Genomic DNA, 22647 nt, shown 5'->3' with positions numbered 1-22647 from the left:
ACTGCGTCCTCCGGCGTCTCCACGGTCTGGTCGTCGGGTAGCGTCTCCACGGAAGTGTCGGTGTGGCACCAGAACCGACATGGCAGCAGGCTCACCAGCCGTCCTCCTCATCGCTCAGCAGGTCGAGGAGATCGGAGGCCGCCATCGCCAATCGACGCAGATGCGCGAGATCGTCCTTGAACTCCCCTACGGGGCACAGCTGGGCGCTGCGCACGTCGTTCGCGCGCAGGATGACCAGACCGACGTCCAGACTCGGCGGCGTTCCCAGACGGCTCTTCGCGATGCCAACGAGTTGACCCAGCGTTCGATCCAGGCGGGTTACGGCGCACCCCAACTCGTGCACGGCTGCGTTGTCAGGCGGCGTCGGCATTTCGCCAGCTGCGCGGACGTGGCGGCGAAACAGGCTCTTGCGACGTGCGCGCTGACATCCGGCGCCAGCCACACCCATCGGGCCGGCGGTAGCGCCGAGGATCGCGTCGAGATCATTCTCCAGGTCCTCGTCGTGAAGGAACGAAGCACGTAACGACGCGAGTAACTGACCTGCCCCACGCGCGAACTCCTCGTCGGACGACTGGACCGGTGCCGAGTTCATGCGGCCCTGCCTTTCGGGGAGCGGCGGAACTCGCACCACGTCTCCTGCCCCCCGCTGCCCCATGCGTCGGCCAGAGCCTGAACAAGAAGGAGGCCGCGACCAGAGGTGTCGTCCGGCTCCGCCTGCCTCAGCACCGCCGGGGCCGGGTTCTTGTCGATCACCGAGACCAGGACAAGGTCCTCGGCGACGTGGATCGCCAGCTTGACGACACCCTGACCGTGCTCAATCGCGTTGGTCACGAGTTCCGACACCGCCAGGACCACGTTGCTGATGAGCCATCGCGGCAACCCAGCCCGCCGCAAGACGGCCGCCGTCGACAGCCGCATGTCCGCGACCATGGACAGGTGAGGCCGGAACACCGCTTGAAAAACGTGCTCTTCCAGCGGCACGTCCGCCTCTGCGCGTTGAGCGGCAGGACGGTGGCACACGGGCTCTGTGCGCTCCGGTTCCAGGGCGGCGGTGCTCTGGCTCATGGTGGTGGCCTCGGCTTCGTGGGGACGGCAAACCGGACCTCACCGTCTCCGGGACTCGCGGCCCGGAGACGGTGAGGGGAGATCAAGGTTTCCCCTGAGGAGCCGGTCCCGCCATGTCACGTGGGGTATCACCTGAACCGCGCCGGGTGGCGCAGGTATCACCGACATGTCATCTGGACCCCACTTGCCCCCAAGATCTCAACCCCTGGCCGAAGTTGGGCGATAGTTGGATGGCAGGGCTTATCCAGGCCGAACGGGCCTCCTTCGTTACCTCCAGCTGGAAGGAAGTCGTGGAGATGAGAGCGCGGGCGCGGACGCTGCTCCAACTGCTGGTCTGGGAACGCGGCTGGACGTACGACAGGTTCAAACGGGAGTACGAGAAGGCGGCACGGGAGCTAGCTGCCGCGGCCGGCGAACCTCCTTCCACGGCGACGGTGGAGGAACAGACATTCCGCCGGTGGACGGCAGGGCGCGTGAAGGGGTTACCCAACCACCCGGCACCGGCCGTCCTTGAGTACATGTTCGGATATACCGTCCGCGATCTGCTCAGCCCGCCGAACGAACTGCCGCCGGATGTCGCGGGGAAGTACGCACCTACGATCAATGAGAGTGATCTAGCAATGACTGCTCGGGACGCCGCCGCGCATGCTGGGGACGCCGCCTCCCTCAGCGTGCCGGACATGACCCTCGACCAGCTTGACGACGACGTCGTCGCCCTTGCGCGCGGATACAACCGAACGTCGCCCGTAGAGGTCTACCGCAGGTCGAAAGAGCTGTTGGACATCGCGCAGTCGATGCTCGAACGAACGCAGGTGCCCCGTCAGCGGGCACGGGCGTACCTGGCAGCCGGTCAGTCGGCTGCCATTCTGTCCGCCATCTCGTTTGACCTGGGGTCTCTTCCAGCGGCTGTCTCCCTGTCCCGTACCGCGGCGCTGTACGGTCAGGTGATCGAGCACGGGCCGCTCCAGGCGTACGCCCATGGTGCGCTCGCGTTCCTGGCCTTCTGGGGCGGTCGCCCGGCGGAGGCAGTCCGCCTCGTCCGGACAGCACAGCAGTTCGGTGGGCTCGGTGACACCGCCATGACGCGTCTGCTCGTGATCGAGGGGCGCGCCTACGGGCATCTGGGCAACCAGGTCGCCGCCGAGAGGGCGGTGCGGAGCGCGCTCGACCAGAGCACCGGTACGCGGGATGAGCTGCACGACGACATCGGTGGGGAGTTCGGCTTTCCGAGTGACCGCGTAGCCATGAGCAATGCCACCACCTACCTCTTGCTCGGTGATGCAGACGGCGCCGAGAAGGCCGCGGAGAGTGCCCTCCGGCTCCTCGGCGCCAAGCCCGAAGACCAGCGTCCGCTGCTCATCTCGACCCAGGCGCACGTGGACCTTGCCCGAGCGCGGCTCCTGCGGGGCGAGCTTGATGGGGTTCAAGCTGCCCTTGAGCCCGCCTTTTCCGTGCCGACCGAATGGCGTGGAGCTGGGACTCTTGAACGCATGGCCGCAATCCGAGGCAACTTGAGTCAAGCTGATTTCCGGGGTGCCCCTGAGGCCGTCCAACTCGGTGAACGCATCGAGGACTTCACCAGGGAAGCATCAGCGAACAGGCTCGGAGCAGCGGCCCCCCTGGCCATCGAAGGCTGACCTTCAGAGGCCCAAGTCGGCAAGGATCGCTGCCTCCTTCTCCGGAGAGATCCCGTGCTCGGCCCAACGCGGATGCTCGACGGGCACCCCGCCAGACTGCATCCATTCCCACGTATCGCGAACGGTCTCCGCAAGAGGTCGGCATCGGAGACCTGCCGCCTGCGCGCCAGAGGAATCGACGTTCCACACGCCCGCGTGGGTGCGCCAGAGCGGCAGCTCGGTCCATTGCTGCACGCCGTGCGCGACGAGAAGATCATCAGGCGCCCACACAAGTTCGCCGGCACCCCCCGTCGCATCGACGCAGGCGCCGAGAAAGCCGCCCATGGTGTCGTGGTCCAACGGTGCGGTCACATTGAACTCACTACCGCTTGACGAAGCAGCCTGGTCCAGCGCGAAGGCCGCCACGTCCCGCACGTCCACCGGTTGGATCGTCTTACTCGGGGCGCCAGGAGCAAGGATCGCTCCACCCTTCGAAGCCCGCTGCAGCCACCAAGGAAGGCGGCCCACGTATTCTCCGGGCCCCAGGATTACGCCAGGCCGCAGGATCGAGACACGGGGCGCTCCGAACGCCTCCTTCGCCGCGTGCTCGGCGCCAGCCTTCTGCCGACCGTAGTACCAGTCGGGCCCGTCCCAGTTCGCGGGTAGTCGCCCATAGTTCACGTCGGCATCAGCCGGTGCGTCGAGCAACTCCGAGGATTCCGTAAGCGGCTCGTTCGGCCAGCCGCGGTAGGCGTTCACGGTCGAGATATAGACATACTTCCGCGCCACGGGTTCCAACGCCCGTGCCCCCTCCAGCACGTCGCGCGGGGCAAGCTCGGAGGCCGAGGTATCGATCACGGCGTCCCAAGGTCCCTGTTGCCCCAATCGCACCAGGTCCTCGCGCACGGTGCGATCTCCGTGAATCTCGTGCGATCCGTCCGGCGCGGTGCCGGACCTTCCCCTGTTGAAGGCGTCTACAGACCACCCGCGATCGAGTGCGGCTTGGGCAACTGCCCGTCCGAGAAACCAGGTTCCGCCAAGCACCAGAATCTTCATGACGCTGATCCTGCCCTCCTGCCCACCCGCAGTGCCACCACCTCGCAAGTGACGATCGCGCGGTCGCTCGTTTCAGCTCGGCCTATCGCGCCCTACTCGACCAGCCGAAGGCGCGCCAGCATGGTGCCTTTACCGACAGCGACGGCTACGGACCGCCCGCTGATACGCCCTTCGAGTGTGGCCACAGTACCGTTCGGCCACCTTCCACGAGGCCGGGAACTACCGTGCGGAAGTCGCGTCTGCCGTCGCGTACGTCCCATTGCCCGAGGAGAGTGCTCCATGCGCTCTGCGATCACCGGCGTTGTCCTGTTGTGCACGGTCTCGTCCGTCGCGGTTGGTTCTGCTGTGCCGCCGCGGGACAGTTCGTATCGCGTGGTGCCGAAGCCTCCCGGCTGGGATTGCGACGGCTTCGATTGCCGGGCGGAAGACGGCCCTGGGGCGGCACGGGTCATCCTCTGGTTCAAAGGCGCGGGCTTTGGGGGCTCCCTGCTGCGAGAGGGGAACTCGAGGTTCGGCTACAAGCACATCTCCAAGGGCGGCAGCACCAACAACAAGACGAATCATCCTGTGGACGCTGCCGCGGTGAAGCTCTGGGAAAAAGCACACAACAATTTCAGCAAGGGCAGTAAGTCATTTCCGTATCGTGGTGGAATGGTAAGCACGTATAAATACACCTCGGGTGGCAAGAAGCGGACGATGTGCGTAGTCGAGGACGGCAATGACTTCGTCTACGGCGGCAAGAACAACGGCATCAAGGGCGTCATCACCGCGTATTGGGTGTCGGGGCACGTGGGCGCGGCCGGGTGTGCCAAGGACTGAGTCGCCCGGCGCGAACCGAGAGGTGGGCAGATGTCTCAGTGGTCCGTCGGAGACCGTGTCACGCCCGTCGGCGACAGCGACCACCCCGAAGATCCCATCGGGAAAGTGGTCATGATCACCGCGTATGGAGAGGTGATCGTCAACTTTCCCCAGGCGGGGCCCGAGGTCTACGCCCCCGACGAACTCGTACCGGCCCCACCCGAGGACGGCCCACACGAGGTTGAAAACTCCCCTGACTGACACTTGCTTGGGCTCATGCCCCGCATTGCCATCGGTAACGGCGCGCCGGACTCAGCCACACGCACTGAATCAACTCCCCGCCCTGTTCATCTTCGTTGTTACACGTGTCATCCGGGGCGGGGGCCTGCCGAACCTCCTCGATCTGCCGTTAGCTGGGACACGTCGATGCCCCGGGCACCTTCGACGCCTTCACCACGTCGTGCCGCAGGAGCGCGGTCGGTACCTGTGTCTGGCCCGGCGCGAACGGGGCCTTGGCGATCACGAAGCCGCAGGATCTGGCGTCCGCAGTGCGCGTCGGGGTCGTACGGCCCGTACGGGCCGGACTCCGCGACTCGGCCGACCGGGACGTCGGCCAGCACCCGGCCATACGAGTCGCAGCGGTCGCCGCAGACGTAGTGCGTGCCCTCGGTGAACAGGGAGAGGACGAGGGTGATGGTGTCGACGGAGTCGGTGCTGGGGGGGAAAGCCAACCACTCGCGGTTGGCGATGGTGTACTCGTACGTCGAGACGGGCTGGATGGACAGGCGCGTGTCCCCGTGGACGCTGCGGCCGGAATCCGCACACCGCCCACGGAGGCGATGTCGCCCACGAAGTTCAGGGGGCGTGGTCGCCCATAGCTGTGGCCCGGATTAGCGGGCGGAGGAGTCGCTGAACTCCAGTACCAGGCACCGGCGTCGCCCACGGCCAGCAGGCGCTCGGCGTCCACCAAGTCATCGTTTTCGGCGCCGAGCGCGACCAGCGCGGCTCGGCGAAGCGCCGCTCGTTCCCGCTCGGCTGCCTGCTCCTCCCGGCGGGCAGCCTGCAACTCCCGTAGGCCGCCGCCTGTTCTCGCCCCTCCACCTCTGACAGTGCGGCCTGCTCGGCCTCGCGCTGGGCGGCAACGAATTCCGTCAGCGCCTTCGGGGTTGTCGAACCTGAGCTGGCTCAACAGGCGCTTGATCGCGGCCCGTTCACCCTGCGCCTTTTCACGGGCGAGCATCTTGCCTAACGAGCTCGTGCATGGTTGGCGGTAGCGCGTCGAGACCTTGATCGTCGATCATGGCCTGTGTGGTGGGGAACCGGACGCGTGTAGCGATCATCCGCAGTCGGCAGATCACCGGGCTGGATCCTGAGGTGATCGCCGAACTCGTAGCGGAGATCGGTCCGTTGTGGCACGAACAGCACCAGGAAGCACTCCGCTCGCGGCCACGCTGGCGAGCAGTTGGCGCTGGCGCCAAGCACAAGCTCGTGTTCATCGACCGGCTCCTGGCCACGCTGGTCCATCTCCGTCACGGCGCCACCCACGACGTGCTGGCCTGCTGGTTCGCCGTCGACCGCTCCACGATCACGCGCGCAATCGGTGAACTACGGCCGCTACTGGCCCAGCGGGGCTGCACCGTCACGCCCGGCCTTCGACTCCATACGCTCGCCGACGTGGTCAACCACCTGGGAGAGAACGGGAAGTCGGGGATCATCGACGGTACCGAGATCCGTGTCCGTCGACCGGCGGCCGGACACAAGGACCGGGACAAGTTCATCTCGGGCAAGAACAAACAGAACGCCGTGAAGTCCATGGTCCTCACGGACGCTGATGGGCGCCTGCTCTACTGCAGTTCGGCCGAGCCCGCGAGCTGCGCGGACATCACCCACGCCCGCAAGTTGGGCCTGGTCAGACTACTGACCGATGGTCCTGCGGTAGAGATCCTCGCCGATGCCGGATACCAGGGCCTGGGCGCCCAGACCGGCGGACGTGTGGTCACCCCGCCGCACCGCAAGTTCAAGAAGAACGCCCCCGACTGGTACGAGGAGATCCACGAACAACGGCGTAAGGCCCACTCCTCACGCCGCATCCGTGTCGAGCACGGCATCGCCCACCTGAAGAACTGGAAAGCCCTCGCCCGTCACCACGGCCGCCGCGAGCACATGAGCGACACCATCCAAGCCGTCGCCGCACTGCTCTCCCACCAGCAAGCAGTCACCCACACGACCGATGTACGAGTGTGAACACCGGACCAGTTCACACCCCTCGACGCGCTACCGCCAACCATGCACGAGCTCGTAAGGGTTGTCCCGCAAACGCTGGACGGGTTGCACCCAGGTGAGACCCGGGATACCCGCGAGCCTCCAACAGGGCATCTGTGGCAGCCTGCCGACATGCCATGGGAACTCAAAGAGCACGCAGGTCGCCACTACGCCGTCCTGTTCCACTACGCCTTGCCCGACGACGCCTGGGCCGTGGAACTGAGCGAAGCTAAGCCGGCGTCGGCCGAGGGACCCGAGAACCCCGACGCCGCGGTGACCCACTTGCCTGGCGCTGCCTTCTTGGTGACACATGTCCCGGACGAGGACCCGAATCTGCAACCGACCCTCCGAGTCTGGAGCCCTGACGAGCGCGTCGTCCCCTACGAGATCATGCGCTGGTACATGGAGCAGGTGGCCGACCAGGTAGAACGCTGTCGCATTGCGTTCGAGCAGGGGGAACCTGAAGCAGTGGAATGATCACGCAGTGACTGGTGTGATCACGGCGTCGGAGCCTTCCTGGATAGCCCCGTTCTCCGGGCTGAGCCCGCGTGCCTTCGGGAAGCTGGTGACGGTGTTGCGGCGCGAGGGTGCGGACGCGGTTCGCAGGGGCCGGCCCTGGAGCCTTCCGCTGGAGGACAGGGCCCTGCTGGTCGCAGCCTACTGGCGCACGAAGCTGACCATGCGGCAGCTCACCCCGCTGTTCGGAGTCTCGAAGTCCGCGGCGGACCGGATCATCGACCACCTGGGGCCGATGCTCGCCCTTCAGCCCCGCAAGCGGTTCGCCAAGGACACCGTGCTCATCGTGGACGGCACCCTGGTCCCCACCCGTGACCACACCATCGCCGAGCGGTCGAAGAACTACCGGTACTCCACCAACCGCCAGATCGTCATCGACGCCGACACCCGCCGGGTCGTCGTGGTCGGCCGCCCGCTCGCCGGGAACCGCAACGACTGCAAGGCATGGGAGGAATCCGGCGCCAAGGCTGCCGTCGGCAACACCGTCACGATCGCCGACGGCGGCTACCGGGCACCGGACTCGTCATCCCGCACCGCCGCGGGCGCGGCCAGGCCGGACTCCCAGACTGGAAAGAGGAACACAACCAGTCCCACAAACGGGTCCGCGCCCGCGTCGAGCACGTCTTCGCCCGCATGAAGACGTGGAAGATCCTTCGCGACTGCGGCCTCAAAGGCGACGGCGTCCACCACGCCATGCTCGGCATCGCCCGGATGCACAACCTCGCCCTCGCTGGATAAGCAAGCGGGCCGCACGGCGGCCAACCATGCTTGAGACAACCGGAAGATCATTTACGGGACAGCCCCTAGCTGATCCTGAGCGAAGGTAACTTGCTGCTCCTGGCCGCCGTCCGGGCCGTCGTCGAGCTGGTCGTTCGTCTCGCCCTCCGAGGAGGCACCGAGAATGGGGTATATCGGCCGTCCGTCACGGCGAAAGCCAACATGACGGCGAGGCGGCAGGGACCGAAGCATGCATCTCCTCCAAGGCGCGCCCCCGACCGCTACGAACACCGCTTCGATCTCGGAGCAGACGAATGTGGACGCGCTCTCAAGAGCCTGATCGCTCGCGCGCCCGCTGACTGCCATCAGATGTCAGCCTGCGGCCGGGACAGATATCCCCGAGATGCGATGAACATCACACTCTGCAATATTGCACACAATTCCCCCTCTCAAAGTTGATCATGAAGCAATCTTGCGCAATTCTCTTTCGCTCACGCTCCGCTGTCGATCACGCTCGTGGTGTCAACTCCCCCACGAAGTCAACGGAGGACTAGTGGCCCTGCATCTGCTCTGCAAGGACCCGGAGAGCCCGAACAACGGGTCGCCCACCTTGTATTACGACGACGAGACGCACAGTTACCTGCTCCAGGGGTGGCGCGTGACGGACGCCGCCGCCAGGTTGGCAGGCATCACGATCCCGGACCACGAGACGATCGTCGAGTTCCCGCCGCGACTGCTTCGACTGTTCCCGGGCGCCGAAAGCGCCCCGCAAGCCGGCGCACCGAGCCCGGCGGACGAACACTAGGAAGCCAACTGAAACATCGTCAAAACTGCTGATCTCGCCGGTTGGTTCGCAGTAGAGGCGTGGCGGCACACTGTGCGTCATGCCTCAACCCGAAAGCGTCCAGCGTGCGCGCCGCGACCTCGGCAACAAGCTCCGCACCCTGCGGACGAACAAGGACTTCACCGGAAAGACCCTGGCCGCGATCTGCGGCTGGCACCCGTCCAAAGTCAGTCGCATTGAAAACGGGCAAATCTCCGCCAGTGCGGATGACATCAGGGCCTGGACCGCAGCCTGTGGCCAACCAGGAGAAGCCCCCGAGATGATCGTTGCCCTCGAAACCATCGCCACCATGCATGTGGAATGGCGTGAACTGGAGAAGAACGGCCTGGCCAAAGCGCAAGAAGTCGTAATCCCCTTGTGGGAAGAAACGAAGCGGTATAAGGCGTACGCCCTCAGTTACATCCCCGGACCATTTCAGACAGAGGACTACACCCGCGCCGTCCTTAGCGGTATCCGTACGCGTCGCGGACTCAGCGACGAAGACTTCGAAACTGCTGTTGCGATTCGAGCAGCGAAGCAGAAGTACCTTCGCAGCGGTCAGTTCCGCATCCTCCTTGAGGAAGACGTTCTCTATACCAGATACGCCGAACGCTCCGTGATGCTCAACCAGCTCACTCGCCTCATTCAAGTGGCCGACTATTCCAGCGTCAGCCTCGGCATCATCCCGCGTGACGCCGCCAGAGGAGCCGCACACAAAGCTCACGACTTCTGGATCTTCGACGACAAAACCGTCCAGGTGGAAATTGTCTCCGCCTTCCTTACCCTCAAACAGCAGCACGAGGTGAAGCGGTACCTGGACGACTTCCAGCACCTAAGCGAACTCGCCGCAACGTACGGCTCGGCAGTTCCACTACTGGCGAAAGCTATTACCGCTTACGGCTGACCGCTTCGTCTCCGACGAGAGGCCGGCGTCAGCCGTCCCTCATCGAAATGGAGACCTCCGTGAGAGAGTCGCGTCACCAACGGCCTACTCGGTGGAACTACCCGGAAACCTACACGTACACCCCCTCCACCTCCGATGACCGGCGCTACTCCCAACTCCCTCAGTCACCCATCGCTGTGGTTGCTGCCCTCGTAGCCGCCTGCATTGGCGTCTTCTTCCTTACCAAGGCCGCGGACATCCACCCCGCCACCCAGGCAAGTGACAGGGATGTCGCGGAGGCTGTTCACAAGGAGCTTCAGAAAATGTTCCTTGCCGACCTGCCATCTAAGAGCCAGACGATTCGCTCCGGGCTTACTTCTACTGGAACCCCTGAGCGTATCAATTACCCGCAAGATGTCCTGGCCTTACGCTGCTATGGAACTGGGTCACTCACTGTCACCAAAATCTTGGTGGACGGTGCGAAGAAAACACATGTAGACATCCCGTGCGGCGGAACCGCGTTGACACTCATCACCAACGATGCCGACGTGCGCGCAGTCCTCATCACGCCGAAAGGAGCCAATGCCTGGGCCTCATGGGCGCTAACGCGCCCATCATCAGTGGCATCTGACGTCTAGATTAAAATCGTGCGGCACGGCGAACGAAGACGCCTCCCATCCGCTCGCTAAACCTCGACTCGGTGCTCTCTCACGCAATCCCGTTGGCCCGACTTTTGGTACCGTCCGGCCGACCTTCCAAAATGACGGTGGGCAAACGCGGAGGCGCCACCGCATGACGGCGACTACCACCCCTTACGCGGCCGTCGGGCTGATTCCGGAGATCATCGAGATCCAGCAATGCGACGGCATCGCCACCCGCGCACTGGCGAGCTGCCGACCACCGTGCAGTTCATAGTGCAGATCCTTGCCGCCGTCGGCGAACTCCGGCGCGAGCTGACCTACGACGGGCTGCGGGCAGCCGAGGCAAAGGGCAGCAAAGACGGGCGCCGCCCGGCTATCCCGGCCGCGGCGGCCGACACCGTCCGTACCTCCTCCTGGAGGGCCGTTCGATCGCCGTCCTTGCTCGCGACCACGGCGTCAGCCGCGGCGCGATCTGCTCGGCCGTCGCCGACATCCTGCCCGACCACGTCACCAGCGAGGGGGGCGCCCCCGCCCCAGAGCTGCCGGTCGCCCTCGACAAGGTCGCCGACTTCCTCCGCACCACCGAACTGGACCCCGCTCAGCAGGCCGCGCTCGACCAGGGGATGACCGTATGGTGCGGCCAGAGCTACACCCTGTGCGCCGTCCCCGCCATGCGCTGCCAGCCTCACCGCTGCCAGTCGCTCGACGGCGCCCAGGGTGTCTCGCGGTTCCGGTCCGGCGCAAGGCCCGCCGCGCGTACGAGAACCGGGTCAGCACACTCGCACCGCCCAGACCGTGATCGTTCCCATCGACAAACCGCTGTACCGATGTTCCCCGAGGCCCTTATCCGACCGCCGCTTCGAGGTACGACATCAAGTCCTCGGCCATGGCGAGCAGGGTCCGGTCCGCGTGCGCCGGTCCCACGAGCTGTACGCCCATGGGGAGGCCGTCAGCGTTTCGGCCAACAGGTACGACGAGGCTGGGCAAGCCGATGTGGCTGGTGAGGTTGGCCCAGCCGGTCTGATCGAAGAAGCTTCGTTCGACGCCGTGGACCGTGAGAGAGCGGGTGTCGGCCGGGATCGCCGCGGTGGGAGCGGCGGGGGTGATGAGGACGTCGTACTGGGCGTTGGTGAAGAACCGGTGCCACGTCTCCCGAAGCCGCAGGCGCTCCTCGTTGGCGCGGAGCCACGCACGATGTGTCTGCGTGCGGTGGCGGAGGAAGACGGCCCGTGGGCTCGCGTCGTCCTCGTGCAGGGCACGTGCTGCGGCGAGTTCGGCCGCGCCGGCATCGTCGGCGGTGGTCGCTGTCGCGGTGGCGTGGAGGAGTTGCTCGAAGAGGCGGAGAGAGTCGGCGAAGCCGACCGGTCCGGCGGTGCGGTGGACGCCCGTGCCGGCGGAGGCCAGCGCGTGCTCGACGGCGGCGAGAGCTTTGGCGGTGTCACGATCGACTGGGCAGCTCGCGTCATCAGCCCATACCGCCACGCGGAGCTGGCCGGCTGGGCGGCGTGCCGTGGGCAGTGCGATGCTCCAGGGGTTGTTCTCGGCGGGCGCCGGTGTCGTCAGCGCGTCGAGGAGCAGGCCGAGGTCGCGGGGGTGGCGGGCCAAAGGGCCTGGGGTGACCATGTCGCTGCTGGTGATCCATCCAGGCGGGCGCGGGATGTGGCCGCGCGCTGGGATGAGTCCGTGGGTGGGCCGCAGGCCGTAGACGCCGCAGTAGTGAGCGGGTAGCCGGAGGGAGCCGGCGAGGTCACTGCCGAGGTCGGCAGGGGTCAGGTACGCGGCGACGGCTGCGGCGGGGCCGCCGGAGGAGCCGCCGACGGTGCGCTTGGGGTCGTGGGGGTTGAGTGTGCGGCCGAACAGGCTGTTCTCGGTGTGCAGGTCCTGGCAGTAAGCCGGGACGTTCGTCTTGCCCATGATGACAGCGCCTTGGTGGCGAAGCCGGGCGACTGCGTCGGCATCGCGTGCGGGTACGTAGTTCGCCAGGTCTTCCGAGCCGCTGGTGGTGCGGAGTCCGTCGGTTTCGAAGCTGTCCTTGATGGTGAGGGGAAGGCCGTCGAGGATGCCGGTGCTCGCGTTCCGGGCGCGGCGTTCGTCGGCCGCGCTCGCGGCGGCTCGGGCCGCATTGTCGTCGCGGGTGACGACCGCGTTGATATCGCCCGCGTCGATCTCGGCCAGGTGGAGGTCGAGCAGCTCGCGGCTGGAGATCTCGCGGCGGTGCAAGGCTTGGAGCTGGACGTGCGCGGGCTGGTGGGTGAGGTCGGCCGTCATGCGAAGACTCGCTCAAGGTAGGGGGCTCGTGCGGGCCGGTAGGCCAGGTGACGAGCGACGTCGAGAAGAGCGTCGATGTCGTCCATGGGTCGGCTGGGCTGACGTTCGGAGTCGGCGAATTCGGCGAGCCTGACAGGCTTCGGGCGAGTGCCTTTAGCCCGAGCAGCTATGCCGGCAAGGATCTGGTCGGCCGTCACGGCGGCCAACAGCTCTTGGCCCCGTAGCCCTCGGGCCCGGTGGTGGGCTTCGCTGGCGTCGCGGACGGCGACGTCGAGGTACTGACGGATCATGAACCGGCCATCCCGGACTTCGATGACCCGCCGATAAAGACGGATCGAGATGCGGCGGAAGCGACGCCTCTGGGCCCGGTCGACGCGGTGGATCGGCAGCTCGATCTCGGGTGCTTCGCTGTAGAACGCCTGCCATAGCGGGCGCAGGCCGTGGTAGCTGCGGTACTGCTTGATCCGGTACTGGACGCTCTGAGCCTGGTCGCTGATGGTTGGTACGAGCCAGCCGATGAGTGTGAGCATGGCGCCAATGTCGCCACAGGCCCAGGCGAACGCCTCCCAGTCGGTAAGGGAGGTGCCGAGTGCGGTGGCGATCACGTCGCCGATGCGCACCATGCTATATCCGAGAGTGACGGTCGCGCCCAGGGCTACGATACGCAGTCCGACGCGGACAGACCTGCGCGCGCTACGGCGAGCCAGACGCCAGCAGGAGCCGGCGAGGAACAGTTCTCCGATGGTGTAAGCCGTGACATACAGGGTGAGGTACGTGGCGTACCAAGCGTCGTGCGCGTAGTAGAGCGTGAAGTCGATCGGGTGCGGCGCGCTGGGCGTCAACAGGGCGAACAGCACCAGCAATCCGGCGATCACCGCGAAGCAGGCCCAGAGCCACGAATGGCTCCGGCGGCGGGCGACCTCGGGCGGTGAACCCCAATAGGTGAGGACCACCTGCTGGCAGGCCAGGAGCGCGACCACGCAGCCCTGCGCGAGGGGCACGGAGATGTTGACGGTGCCGAGCACGTGGTCGAGGTAGTTCCACATCGACGTGATGGAGAACAGGAAGGACAGCCCCGACAGCAGGAAGACGGCGGCCAGCGCGGTGGAGGCGGCATCGCGGCGCCGGGTCGGTACGTCACGCAGCAGGCAGAGGAAGCCGAGCGTCGCGACGACGAGGCTGATCGGATGGAGTAGGTCCTTCACGTCCGGGCCTCCCGTCGACGCAGAAGGGTGTGTGCGACCCGGTCCTGCACTTCGTCTCCGGACGACTCGTCGCTGCGCAACCACCGGTCGATGATCTTGCGCTGGAGCAGCGAGGCAAGGAGTTCGGTGTCCCGCTCCTCGTCCTCTTCGTACTTGGTGCGGCCCAGCATCATCTGCACAGTGGCCAAGTCGATGTTGGTGAAGATCGTTGAGGAGAGTGCGGACGTCGGGCGCCTCTCGTGATGGCCGAGCAGCAAGTGGCTGAACTCGTGGGCGATGATGTGGTCCTGGTGCAGAGAGCTGGTCCGCGGGTCGTAGAACACATGGACGGCACTCTCCGTGACGGCGCATGCCCCGCACACGGAGGGCGCCTGTTCCCGAGGCTCGAGGACCACCGTTCTTCCCGTGCGGCGTGAGACCTCGTCGCTGAGATCGCGAATATTGGTGACGTGTGGGAGCCTCAGCTCGGCCAATAGGTCAGGCCGGCGCAGCCTACGTGCAGACCACATTACGTTTCCTTGATCACTTACTGAACTACGACTGATTCACGCGTCAGTTGAGGGCGGCAACCCCTCGGACTTTCGAACGCTCTCAACGATCCCCAACACGGCGTCCCTGCCGTCCGCGGAGACATCGGATAGGCGAAGTAGAACGTTCTTGATCTTTGCGTCACGAAGCAGTGCGAGCAACTCAAGTTCTTGAACTGTCTTTTCGGCGACGGCGTCGTCGAACCAATAAGAGGGGTCTACTCCGAAAAACCCTGCGAGCGCTTCGAGGTGACGCTTCGTCGGATTATCGCGCTGCCCGGTCCGCAAGAGCCATAGATACTGTGCGGACAGCTTGCCCAGCCCGCGCTGCTCCATGAGTTCGGCTACTTCAGCATTGCTGTAGGGCCCGCGGTCGGGCGGGTGCACCGTATCGAACAGGCGGTTTAGGCGGTCCATGAGCCCCTTGGGGTTCACATGGCCTTCGGTCGACTTTTTCATGATCCTTTCCTGGGTGGACTCCGTCGCCACTGTAGCCACCCTAACTCGCGATAAACACCAGTTTGACGTGTCGATCACGCGTATGGAAGGTTTTTCCTCGTCGGTGCGCTTCCGTATGACGCGTACGTCACCTGTTTCGGGTCGGGCCCATCCTGCCTCTACTGGTGTGAGGGTGTGCCGTGTCATGTGGTGCAAGCCACATTCTCTCAAGGGGGCATGTCATATCTATGCGCAGTATTCGATCTTCGGCCGGAAAGTAGGCGAACCTGAAAACGCCTGGTCCGTGTCGCACATCCGCTGCGCTGAATGCCGGACAGCCGCTACCAATTCAGACATTTGGGCGCGCTCTCGACGTTCGAGGAAACCGCGGTACTTGTGCGCCCTGACGCGAGATTGAACGCGCGCCCCGCCCTAATGGGTCTACGGCACAGGATCGCCCGGTAACTGTCTGCAGTCAGTCCACGGTTTGGGAATCACGTCTGGATCTTGAAGCGGTTCGTGCGTATGTTCGTCGTCCCCGGGGGGCGCCCGGTAAGGGATAGAAGGAGCACCAGAGAAGAGGTGGGGCGAATGTGAGCGCGCAGCCCGTGACATGGCTCGACAACTGAAACCGGCGCCCGGGAGATACCAACTCCCAAGCGCCGGCTGGCACCTCAAGAGGTGCCAATTCACATCACGCGGGTGGCAGGGCTTCTAGCACGAGACCGCCACACCGCGCTCCTACGAACAACGGAGTATCGCATGCTCGCCATGCCGAGCGGAACCCCGGCCTGCCCGGACACCGGCCGCCAGCGCCGCCTCGCCACTCAGCTCGCCGACATGATCCCTGGCGCGGCCACCATCCGGGTCAGCCTCACCGACCCGAAGCAGGCGTGGCCCCACCTGTACGTCGTCGTGAAGGACGAGGCCGGGAAGACCATGGAGGTGAGCCGCACCACCGCCAGGGTCGCGGCCCGCTGGATCCTGCGCGTCTGGCCGGAGGTTGACTGGACGCGACCGCACACCTTCCGCCTCACCGATGCCGCCCTCACTCGCAGCGACCTGGTCGCCGTCGGCCAGGGCCGCTGACATGGCGAGGATACGAACGATCAAGCCGGAAGCTTTCACCAGCGAGTCGCTCGCCGCAGTGACGGTAGCGGCCGAGAGGACCTTCTTCGGCCTGCTCACCCAGGCCGACGACCACGGTCGCCACCGTGACAACGCGGCGATCATTGCGGGGGTTCTCTGGCCCCTGCGCGCCGAGCACACCTCGGTCCACGTCGAAGACGACCTCCACCAGCTGGCGAACGCCGGCCTGATCTGCCGGTACACGGGCTGCGACGGCCGCCGGTACCTCCACATCGTGACCTGGTCCGCGCACCAGAAGATCGACAAGCCGAGCCAGTCGCGCCTGCCCTCCTGCCCGCAGCACCAGGCCACCGACCGGTGCGCCCCGTGCAAGGGCGCCTGCACCAAGCAGACCGAGGGCACCTGTCCGGGAGGGCTCGCCGAGACCTCGCCGAACGTTCCCCGAGGGCTCGACCTGCCCGCCAAGACCGCCTCGACGCCTCCCCGGCACGGGGGTGGGGCTTCTGCCGACCGGCAGAGGACGGCCGACAAGGCGGGCGGTACTTCTAGTCCGGATGGAACGGAAAGCGCAGGTCAGGACGCATCCTCCGAGGGCTCGCCGAATGTTCCCCGAAGCCTCGGCGAGGGCTCGGCGCCTGGATCTAGGATCTTGGATCCTGGATCTTCTTTCCCTACGGGGCGCACGGCGCCCGCAGCCGGCGTCTCCACTGACCAGCTCGTCGGGGAGTACGTCGCCGTCTGCGCGGAGCGCCCACCCAACGAGGTGCTGGGGCACCTCGGGCGGATCATCAAGAAGCTCCTGGGGGAGGGCATCGCCCCGGAGTACATCCGGGCCGGGCTGGCGAACTTCGCGGTCAACCCCAAGCACCCGAGTGTGCTGGCCAGCATGGTCAACGAGGCCATGAACGGACGCCCCGGCGGTTTGGCGCGGCCGGGAAGTCGGCCTGGCGTGCCCGCTCACCGGGCGTGGACGAACCCGGTCGACGCTGCTGCGGCCTACGCCGAGGAGCTGTGATGCGCGCCCGTAACCGCGAACCGCAGACTCTTGGCAGCGCGGGCACCCTGGACCGGATGGACCGGATCCTGGCCGCTCGCAACATCGACCCGGCCGCCGTCGCGGCACTGCCTGACGAGCCGGAGCCGGTCTCCCCGCTGGAGGCCCTGTCGGCCGGTATGCCCCCGCGTTACCAGGCGGCCGTCGCCGACCACCCCAAGGTCCTGGACTGGGTCCGGGATGTCGCCGAGGCAGCCGTCGCTCCGGGCCGGGGAGCCCGGCGCCAGGTCACGACCGGGCCCAGCCTGCTGATGGCCGGGGTGGTCGGCGCGGGCAAGACCCACCAGGCGTACGGCGCGGTCCGACTGCTGGTGCAGAACGGGGTCGGTGTGCGCTGGAAGGCGACCACCGCCGCCGACCTCTATGCCGAGCTTCGGCCGGGCTCCGACACGGACAGCGAGCGCATGTTGGCCGCCTACAGCCGGGTGCCGCTGCTGATCCTGGACGATCTCGGCGCGGCCAAGGCGTCGGAGTGGGTCGAGGAAGTGACGTACCGGCTGATCAACCGCCGATACAACTACGAACTCCCCACCTTGATCACCACCAACCTGGCAATCAGGGACCTGCGGTCCTACCTCGGCGACCGCGTCACCAGCAGGCTCTCCCAGATGACCCGCCGCGTCGAGTTCGAGCCGGTCGACCGCAGACGCTATAGCGCCGCCGCCTGACCCACCGCCGGCCGCCGCGCCGGGCCGCGCGCACAGCGCGCCGCCCATGCACTTCCCCGACCCAGCGCACCCCTCCGCCGACGCCCCTGCGCGCGGAGAGCGATCGGAGCAATACCGCATGACCACCACGAAGATCAGCCCTGCCCGCCACCGGTCGCTCGGCGACCAGACCTGGCAGGACCAGGCCGTCTGCCAGAGCACCAAATACAACGACGTGGACCCCGACATTTTCTTCCCGAACCCCGACGAGACCGGGAAGATCGCCGCCGCGACGGCGCTGTGCGGCCAGTGCCCGGTCCGCCGCACCTGCCTCGACGCCGCCCTCGAAACCGGCGACTCCCACGGGATCCGTGGCGGCATGACAGAGGAAGAACGGCAGCCGCTGCAGGAGAAACTCGCCAACCGCCTCGACTACAGCCGCGTCAACGACACGCTCGCCGGGCGCGACATCCACCTCACCAAGACCGAACGCCGCGCGGTCGTCTACGCCGCCTACCGGCACGGACTGTCCGCAGAGCGCCTGGCCTGGCTGTTGAAGATCACCGAGGAACACGCCCAGAAGCTGCTCCGCAAAGCCGGCCGTGCCTTGCGCAACCGGGGCCTGGCCCAGACCCGGAAGGACGTCCCGCTCCACGCCCACGGAGAGAACCTGGGCCGCGACGACTTCGGGACGGCGGCATGACCACCGCGACTGCACCGAAGACGGCGCACATATCCGGCTGGGACCGCGTGGTCATCATCGCCCTGGGCAGCGCGGGATGCGCGCTGTCGTACGACGCCCTCCAGCAGATGGCCATCGCCATCCACATCCGCGGGTTCCTGACCTACACCTTCCCGCTGGTGATCGACGGGTTCATCGCCTACGGCGTACGAGCGCTCCTGGTCCTGCGCGACGCACCGCTGCGCGCCCGGCTCTACGTCTGGACGCTCTTCGGCACGGCCACCGCCGCCAGCATCTGGGCCAACGCGCTGCACGCGGTACGGCTCAACGAGGAGGCGGTCACCGGCACCGGCCTCCGGCTCGGCGACACGGTGGTCGCGGTGCTGTCCACCATCGCTCCGCTGGCCCTGGCCGGAGCGGTGCACCTCTACATCCTCATCGCCCGGGGGCCGGTCAAGGGCAGTGACCGCGAGGACGCCGGTCAGGCCGGTCACCCCGGTCAGACCGAGGGAGGCCACGTCGTCGAGGTCACCCGGACTGACCGGGTCGGCCAGCAGCAGTCGGCGGCCGGTCAGGTCAAGGCCGGTCACCCGGTCACTGCCCTGACCGACCGGCCGCCGCTGTCCCTGGACAAGAAGCTCTCCGCCCCCCGGTCACTGACCGGGGACACGAGCCCGGCGGACAACAGCCACCCGGTCACCGGTGACCGCGTTCGGGCGCACGAGGGCGCTGACCTGCCCGGACAGCCGGACAGCGTGCGGCCGGTCAGTGACCGCCCCGAGGACACCGCCCCGGTAACCGGCGGCCAGAGCAGCCCGACGGCGGTCACCGTCCCACCGGTCACTGACCAAGCCACCCGGACGCCCGGTGGCCGGCGGCCTGACCCGGACACCGAGGAGCTGCTGAACATCGCCCGGTCGGCGGTCAGGGCCGAGGACAAGCTGACCCGCAAGGTGGTCGCCCAGGCGATCCGCGGTCAGCAGATCCCGCTGTCCAGCGACACCCTGACCGCCCTGATGGCCCAGCTCCGCGAGCAGCACCGTCAGCCGGTCACCTCCGCCCGGAACTGACCGGACGCCACGGAGCGGGTGACCGAGCCGGACATCCCGGCCGGTCACCCGCCCCGGGCATACGCCCGCCAACCTCCCGAAGCCACCCGGAGAACCCCCACCATGCGTACGCGCCCGGCCACGCCCACCGAGGTCGACTCCTGGCTGACCGTCCTTCACCAGCGCGGTCACCTTCACCGCGCACAGTCCGGTCCCGACACCACCTGGACCGTGCAGCGAACCCCCAACAGCCGCCCCTGGACGCTCCACCATCCCGTCCTGGCCATGGACTGGATCGAGGAACTCGTCCGCGAAATCCAGGCGCAGGACCCGGAGACGAGCCGTTGACCACCGACGACCCGGCGGTGACCACCGCCGGACAGCAGCGTGACCCCGCGACGGCTCCTGGCGGAGCAAGCTATCGCGTACGACGGTCCTACGGCCCGTCGTACGCACTTGCCCCCGCCCCAGGGGGCGGGGGAGGCCCGGTTGGTCCCCGAGCGAGGGCGCTCGGGGACCAACCGGGCAACCGGCACCAGGGGGCGCCGGTCACCGGGGGAGAAGCCGACCGCGACGACCACCGCGAGCAGCCGAGCCCGAGCACGCCCGCGTTCCCCGACCGCAAGCCGCGCCGCCGCAGCCGTAACCCGAGCGAGCGCACCCGCAAGACGACCACCCGCCTGTCCGACGACGAGCACTCCGAGATCGCCGTCGCCGCCGCGCTGCGCGGCGTCACCGTCGCCCGCTTCCTTGCCGCCGCTGGCCTCGCCGTCGCCCGCGGTTCGACCGCCCTGCACACCAACGAACGACTCGACACGGCCATCGACGAGCTGGCCGCGCTGCGCACCGCCCTGGCCCGGATCGGCAACAACATCAACCAGATCGCCTACGTCCTCAACTCCGGCGGACAGCCTCGCTCCGGCGAACTCGGTCACGCTCTTGGCCTGTTGACCCGGCTCCTTGGTCGCGTGGACGACGCAGCCAACGACCTGGTGACCGGGCGGCTGTGATGGTTCCCGACATCGGACGCGGTTCGCGCACTCACGGTCTCCTCGTCTACCTCTACGGCCCCGGCCGGCGCGAGGAGCACACCGACGCGCACCTCGTCGGCTCCTGGGACGGCTTCGCCCCCGACCCCGGTCGCGACACCGACCCGAAGGTAGCCCTCGCCCGTCTCACCGCCGCGCTTGACCTTCGGGTCAAGCAGGCTGGCGACCGCGCGCCCGCCAAGCACGTGTGGCACTGCTCGGTGCGGACCGCTCCCGGCGACCGGCGGTTCTCCGACGAGGAATGGAACGCCATCGCCCAGCGCATCGTCCACGCCACCGGCATCGCCCCGGACGGCGACCCCGACGGCTGCCGGTGGATCGCGGTCCGTCACGCAGAGGACCACATCCACATCGTCGCCACCCTGGTCCGAGGCGACCTCCGAAACCCTCGCCTGAACTACGACTTCAACAAGGCCCAGGCCGAATGCCGCCGCATCGAGAAGGAGATGGGCCTGCGCCGCCTCAACGCCGGCGACGGCACCGCAGCGAAGAACCCCACGAGCGCAGAGAGGTTCAAGGCCGAACGCACCGGCCGCCCCGACACCGCCCGCGAGACGCTTCGCGAAGCCGTCCGCCAGGCAGTCGCGGGAGCGCGCGACGAGAAGGAGTTCTTCGCCCGGCTCCGCGCGGCGGGTCTGCGCGTGAAGATGCGCGACGCTCCGTCCCGCGACGCGCTCGGCTACACCGTCGCCCTGCCTGGTGACCGCAACCGCAGCGGTGAACCGGTCTGGTATTCCGGCTCCAAGCTGGCCCCCGACCTGTCCCTCCCGAAGATCCGCCGCCGGTTGGCCGACGGCACCGTCGAGCGAACGACGCCTTCGGCTGTCGGCGGGCAGGCGAGCTGGTCGCCGCCCGCCAGGGAGCGACGCAGCGCTACCGGCATCGCCGAGCACGCCGCATCCCTTCTCGACGGCGATGACGACGAAGCCGCCGCCCAGCTCGTCGGTGTCGGAGAGCTCCTGGATGCCCTCGCCCAGACCTCCCCGGCCGCCACCCGCGCCGAGCTGGCCGCCGCCGCCCGGGCCTTCGAGCGCGCGACCCGCAGCCACGTCCGAGCAGAACGTGCCGACACCCGGGCCCTCCGCTCGGCCGCTCGAGGGATCGTCCGGGCCGACCGTGCTCTCGGCTGGGGCGAGGACGGCGGCACCACCGCCATGCTCCTCTCCACGCTGGTCCTGGTCACCCTCGCCGCCGCACGCTGGCACTCCGCCCGCAGTCACGCCCAGCAGGCCCACGCCTCCCGACAGGCCGCCGAGCACCTGCGCGCCGCCTATCGCCAGGCCGCCACCACGCCGATGCGAGTGCTGAGCGAGCAAGGCCGTGCCCTCCCCGAGGCCGACCGCCGAACCCACGAGACCACCATCCGGGCAGCTCTGCCGGAGCGGGAGCTGGGAGCAGACAGCACGTCCACCAAGGACGACGCCCTGATCGCTACCCTTGCGCAGGCCGAGCAGGCGGGGTACGACCCCGAGAACCTCCTGCGGCAGGCCATCGACATGCGCGAACTCGACACCGCCGCGGACGTGAACGACGTCCTGGTCTGGCGCCTGCGCCGGATCGCCCGGCTCCCCGCCCACCCCGGCGAAGCCCCCCGTCGCCCGCAGGCGGCCACCCGCCCGACCAACACCTCGACCAACCGCATCAGCGAACGGAACGCACCCACAGCGGCGGTCCGGCCTGCCGTCCCGGAACCGCGCGGCTGCCCAACACGCCGCTGAGCAGGGTCCAGGAGACCGACCAGCCGTCCACTGGCCCCAACGAAATACCTGGACAGCCCCCTCCTCGGGCTGTTACGGATGAAATCAGAAGGCCCACGATCGGGAGATGACGCCCGTGCTCAGAACCACCGACCCGACCACCGAGCCGCCCGTCCTCCCCGACGGCACCGACCCTCTGCTGCGACTCGAATACGAGATGCAGCCGGCCACCGGTCCTGGCGCGACCCGCTGCCTCAGCCACCCACACGAGCTGGCCTTCGGCGGCATCCCCGCGACGTGCACGGCCTGCCGCGCCCGACGCGACTGGATGCTCATCAACCGCGGCCGCAACGTCTGGATCCGCTGCCGGTGCAGCAACCAGTGGCTCGAACCCGAAATCAGCCGCGCCGACTTCGACGCACTGATCGACAGCCCGGACGTCACGAACTACCCCAGCGTCGAGCGCTGCCTCGCCGCGCACGGCTTCGACGGGGCCCTGGCCGGTACCTACCTGGAGTAGGAGAGCGGAGCGCCAAACGCCGGAGGTTCGGCAGACCGGAACCTC

Annotated in this window: 24 protein-coding genes and 1 pseudogene; 18 read left to right on the top strand and 7 right to left on the bottom strand. The window is 67.4% G+C overall.

Annotation, left to right across the window (positions count from 1 at the left end; all coding sequences use genetic code 11):
- Nucleotides 1-91 precede the first annotated feature (91 nt).
- Both GTW40_RS27570 and GTW40_RS27565 read right to left on the bottom strand, forming a co-directional pair.
- On the bottom strand, nucleotides 92-592 hold the full coding sequence (locus GTW40_RS27570) for a hypothetical protein (protein ID WP_161182843.1): 501 nt from the start codon (nucleotides 590-592) through the stop codon (nucleotides 92-94).
- Complete coding sequence (locus GTW40_RS27565) at nucleotides 589-1065, bottom strand: ATP-binding protein (protein WP_161182842.1); 477 nt, start codon at nucleotides 1063-1065, stop codon at nucleotides 589-591. Before GTW40_RS27565 ends, GTW40_RS27570 begins: the two co-directional genes overlap by 4 nt.
- A 230-nt stretch (nucleotides 1066-1295) precedes the next feature.
- On the opposite strand from GTW40_RS27565, the gene GTW40_RS27560 reads away from it, so the two are divergent.
- Entirely contained in the window at nucleotides 1296-2702 is a 1407-nt protein-coding gene (locus GTW40_RS27560) for a hypothetical protein (RefSeq protein ID WP_161182841.1), read from the top strand.
- 3 nt (nucleotides 2703-2705) lie between these two features.
- Here the strand turns inward: GTW40_RS27560 and GTW40_RS27555 are convergent, their stop codons facing one another.
- On the bottom strand, nucleotides 2706-3737 hold the full coding sequence (locus GTW40_RS27555) for an NAD-dependent epimerase/dehydratase family protein (RefSeq protein ID WP_161182840.1): 1032 nt from the start codon (nucleotides 3735-3737) through the stop codon (nucleotides 2706-2708).
- A gap of 279 nt (nucleotides 3738-4016) precedes the next feature.
- Between GTW40_RS27555 and GTW40_RS27550 the strand changes: the two genes are divergently transcribed.
- The 8 genes and pseudogenes from GTW40_RS27550 to GTW40_RS33630 all read left to right on the top strand — a co-directional run bounded on the left by GTW40_RS27550 (nucleotide 4017) and on the right by GTW40_RS33630 (nucleotide 10651).
- Nucleotides 4017-4556, top strand: coding sequence for a hypothetical protein (locus GTW40_RS27550; protein ID WP_161182839.1), 540 nt, complete (start codon nucleotides 4017-4019; stop codon nucleotides 4554-4556).
- A 30-nt stretch (nucleotides 4557-4586) separates the two neighbouring features.
- Nucleotides 4587-4796, top strand: a complete 210-nt coding sequence (locus GTW40_RS27545) for a hypothetical protein (RefSeq protein ID WP_161182838.1) — start codon at nucleotides 4587-4589, stop codon at nucleotides 4794-4796.
- A gap of 1113 nt (nucleotides 4797-5909) precedes the next feature.
- Nucleotides 5910-6779: a transposase family protein gene (locus tag GTW40_RS27540; protein WP_343245800.1), complete on the top strand. Its 870-nt coding sequence runs from the start codon at nucleotides 5910-5912 to the stop codon at nucleotides 6777-6779.
- A gap of 150 nt (nucleotides 6780-6929) precedes the next feature.
- Entirely contained in the window at nucleotides 6930-7274 is a 345-nt protein-coding gene (locus tag GTW40_RS27535; protein ID WP_161182837.1) for a hypothetical protein, read from the top strand.
- A gap of 7 nt (nucleotides 7275-7281) precedes the next feature.
- Nucleotides 7282-8051: pseudogene (locus tag GTW40_RS27530) on the top strand (transposase).
- A gap of 532 nt (nucleotides 8052-8583) precedes the next feature.
- Entirely contained in the window at nucleotides 8584-8835 is a 252-nt protein-coding gene (locus tag GTW40_RS27525; protein ID WP_161182836.1) for a hypothetical protein, read from the top strand.
- Nucleotides 8836-8914: 79 nt separating this feature from the next.
- Nucleotides 8915-9757 carry a helix-turn-helix transcriptional regulator gene (locus tag GTW40_RS27520; protein WP_161182835.1) on the top strand — a complete coding sequence of 281 codons (843 nt, stop codon included), beginning with the start codon at nucleotides 8915-8917 and terminating at the stop codon, nucleotides 9755-9757.
- A 771-nt stretch (nucleotides 9758-10528) separates the two neighbouring features.
- A complete protein-coding gene (locus GTW40_RS33630) occupies nucleotides 10529-10651 on the top strand; it encodes a hypothetical protein (protein ID WP_272919044.1) in 123 nt (40 codons plus the stop codon).
- Between the two features lie 569 nt (nucleotides 10652-11220).
- Here GTW40_RS33630 and GTW40_RS27515 read toward each other — a convergent pair.
- The 4 genes from GTW40_RS27515 to GTW40_RS27500 form a co-directional block, all read right to left on the bottom strand.
- On the bottom strand, nucleotides 11221-12645 hold the full coding sequence (locus GTW40_RS27515; RefSeq protein WP_161182834.1) for an amidase family protein: 1425 nt from the start codon (nucleotides 12643-12645) through the stop codon (nucleotides 11221-11223).
- A complete protein-coding gene (locus tag GTW40_RS27510) occupies nucleotides 12642-13850 on the bottom strand; it encodes an MAB_1171c family putative transporter (RefSeq protein WP_161182833.1) in 1209 nt (402 codons plus the stop codon). Before GTW40_RS27510 ends, GTW40_RS27515 begins: the two co-directional genes overlap by 4 nt.
- Nucleotides 13847-14245 carry a secondary metabolite protein gene (locus GTW40_RS27505; protein WP_343245799.1) on the bottom strand — a complete coding sequence of 133 codons (399 nt, stop codon included), beginning with the start codon at nucleotides 14243-14245 and terminating at the stop codon, nucleotides 13847-13849. The genes GTW40_RS27510 and GTW40_RS27505 overlap by 4 nt, the downstream gene beginning before the upstream one ends.
- 150 nt (nucleotides 14246-14395) lie before the next feature.
- On the bottom strand, nucleotides 14396-14866 hold the full coding sequence (locus GTW40_RS27500) for an XRE family transcriptional regulator (protein ID WP_343245798.1): 471 nt from the start codon (nucleotides 14864-14866) through the stop codon (nucleotides 14396-14398).
- 711 nt (nucleotides 14867-15577) lie between these two features.
- Here GTW40_RS27500 and GTW40_RS27495 point away from each other — a divergent pair.
- The 9 genes from GTW40_RS27495 (at nucleotide 15578) to GTW40_RS27455 (ending at nucleotide 22602) form a co-directional block, all read left to right on the top strand.
- The gene (locus tag GTW40_RS27495) at nucleotides 15578-15904 is read left to right on the top strand and encodes a transcriptional regulator (protein WP_161182831.1); all 327 of its coding nucleotides are present in this window, start codon (nucleotides 15578-15580) and stop codon (nucleotides 15902-15904) included.
- 1 nt (nucleotide 15905) lies between these two features.
- Entirely contained in the window at nucleotides 15906-16919 is a 1014-nt protein-coding gene (locus tag GTW40_RS27490) for a hypothetical protein (protein WP_161182830.1), read from the top strand.
- Nucleotides 16919-17626, top strand: coding sequence for an ATP-binding protein (locus GTW40_RS27485; protein ID WP_161182829.1), 708 nt, complete (start codon nucleotides 16919-16921; stop codon nucleotides 17624-17626). Before GTW40_RS27490 ends, GTW40_RS27485 begins: the two co-directional genes overlap by 1 nt.
- A gap of 118 nt (nucleotides 17627-17744) precedes the next feature.
- The gene (locus tag GTW40_RS27480; protein WP_161182828.1) at nucleotides 17745-18308 is read left to right on the top strand and encodes a WhiB family transcriptional regulator; all 564 of its coding nucleotides are present in this window, start codon (nucleotides 17745-17747) and stop codon (nucleotides 18306-18308) included.
- Nucleotides 18305-19357, top strand: a complete 1053-nt coding sequence (locus tag GTW40_RS27475) for a DUF2637 domain-containing protein (protein WP_161182827.1) — start codon at nucleotides 18305-18307, stop codon at nucleotides 19355-19357. The genes GTW40_RS27480 and GTW40_RS27475 overlap by 4 nt, the downstream gene beginning before the upstream one ends.
- Before the next feature lie 102 nt (nucleotides 19358-19459).
- Nucleotides 19460-19684, top strand: a complete 225-nt coding sequence (locus GTW40_RS27470) for a hypothetical protein (RefSeq protein WP_161182826.1) — start codon at nucleotides 19460-19462, stop codon at nucleotides 19682-19684.
- The gene (gene mobC, locus GTW40_RS27465; RefSeq protein ID WP_161182825.1) at nucleotides 19681-20346 is read left to right on the top strand and encodes a plasmid mobilization relaxosome protein MobC; all 666 of its coding nucleotides are present in this window, start codon (nucleotides 19681-19683) and stop codon (nucleotides 20344-20346) included. The genes GTW40_RS27470 and mobC overlap by 4 nt, the downstream gene beginning before the upstream one ends.
- Nucleotides 20346-22103: a relaxase/mobilization nuclease domain-containing protein gene (locus tag GTW40_RS27460; protein ID WP_161182824.1), complete on the top strand. Its 1758-nt coding sequence runs from the start codon at nucleotides 20346-20348 to the stop codon at nucleotides 22101-22103. The genes mobC and GTW40_RS27460 overlap by 1 nt, the downstream gene beginning before the upstream one ends.
- Nucleotides 22104-22209: 106 nt before the next feature.
- The gene (locus GTW40_RS27455) at nucleotides 22210-22602 is read left to right on the top strand and encodes a hypothetical protein (protein WP_161182823.1); all 393 of its coding nucleotides are present in this window, start codon (nucleotides 22210-22212) and stop codon (nucleotides 22600-22602) included.
- The last annotated feature ends 45 nt before the right edge of the window (nucleotides 22603-22647 follow it).

It is taken from the genome of Streptomyces sp. SID4985, assembly GCF_009863025.1.
In the GTDB taxonomy this organism is placed as follows: Bacteria; Actinomycetota; Actinomycetes; order Streptomycetales; family Streptomycetaceae; genus Streptomyces.
Note: the sequence above shows the minus strand (reverse complement) of the source record. Positions and strands in the feature narration are given on the sequence as shown.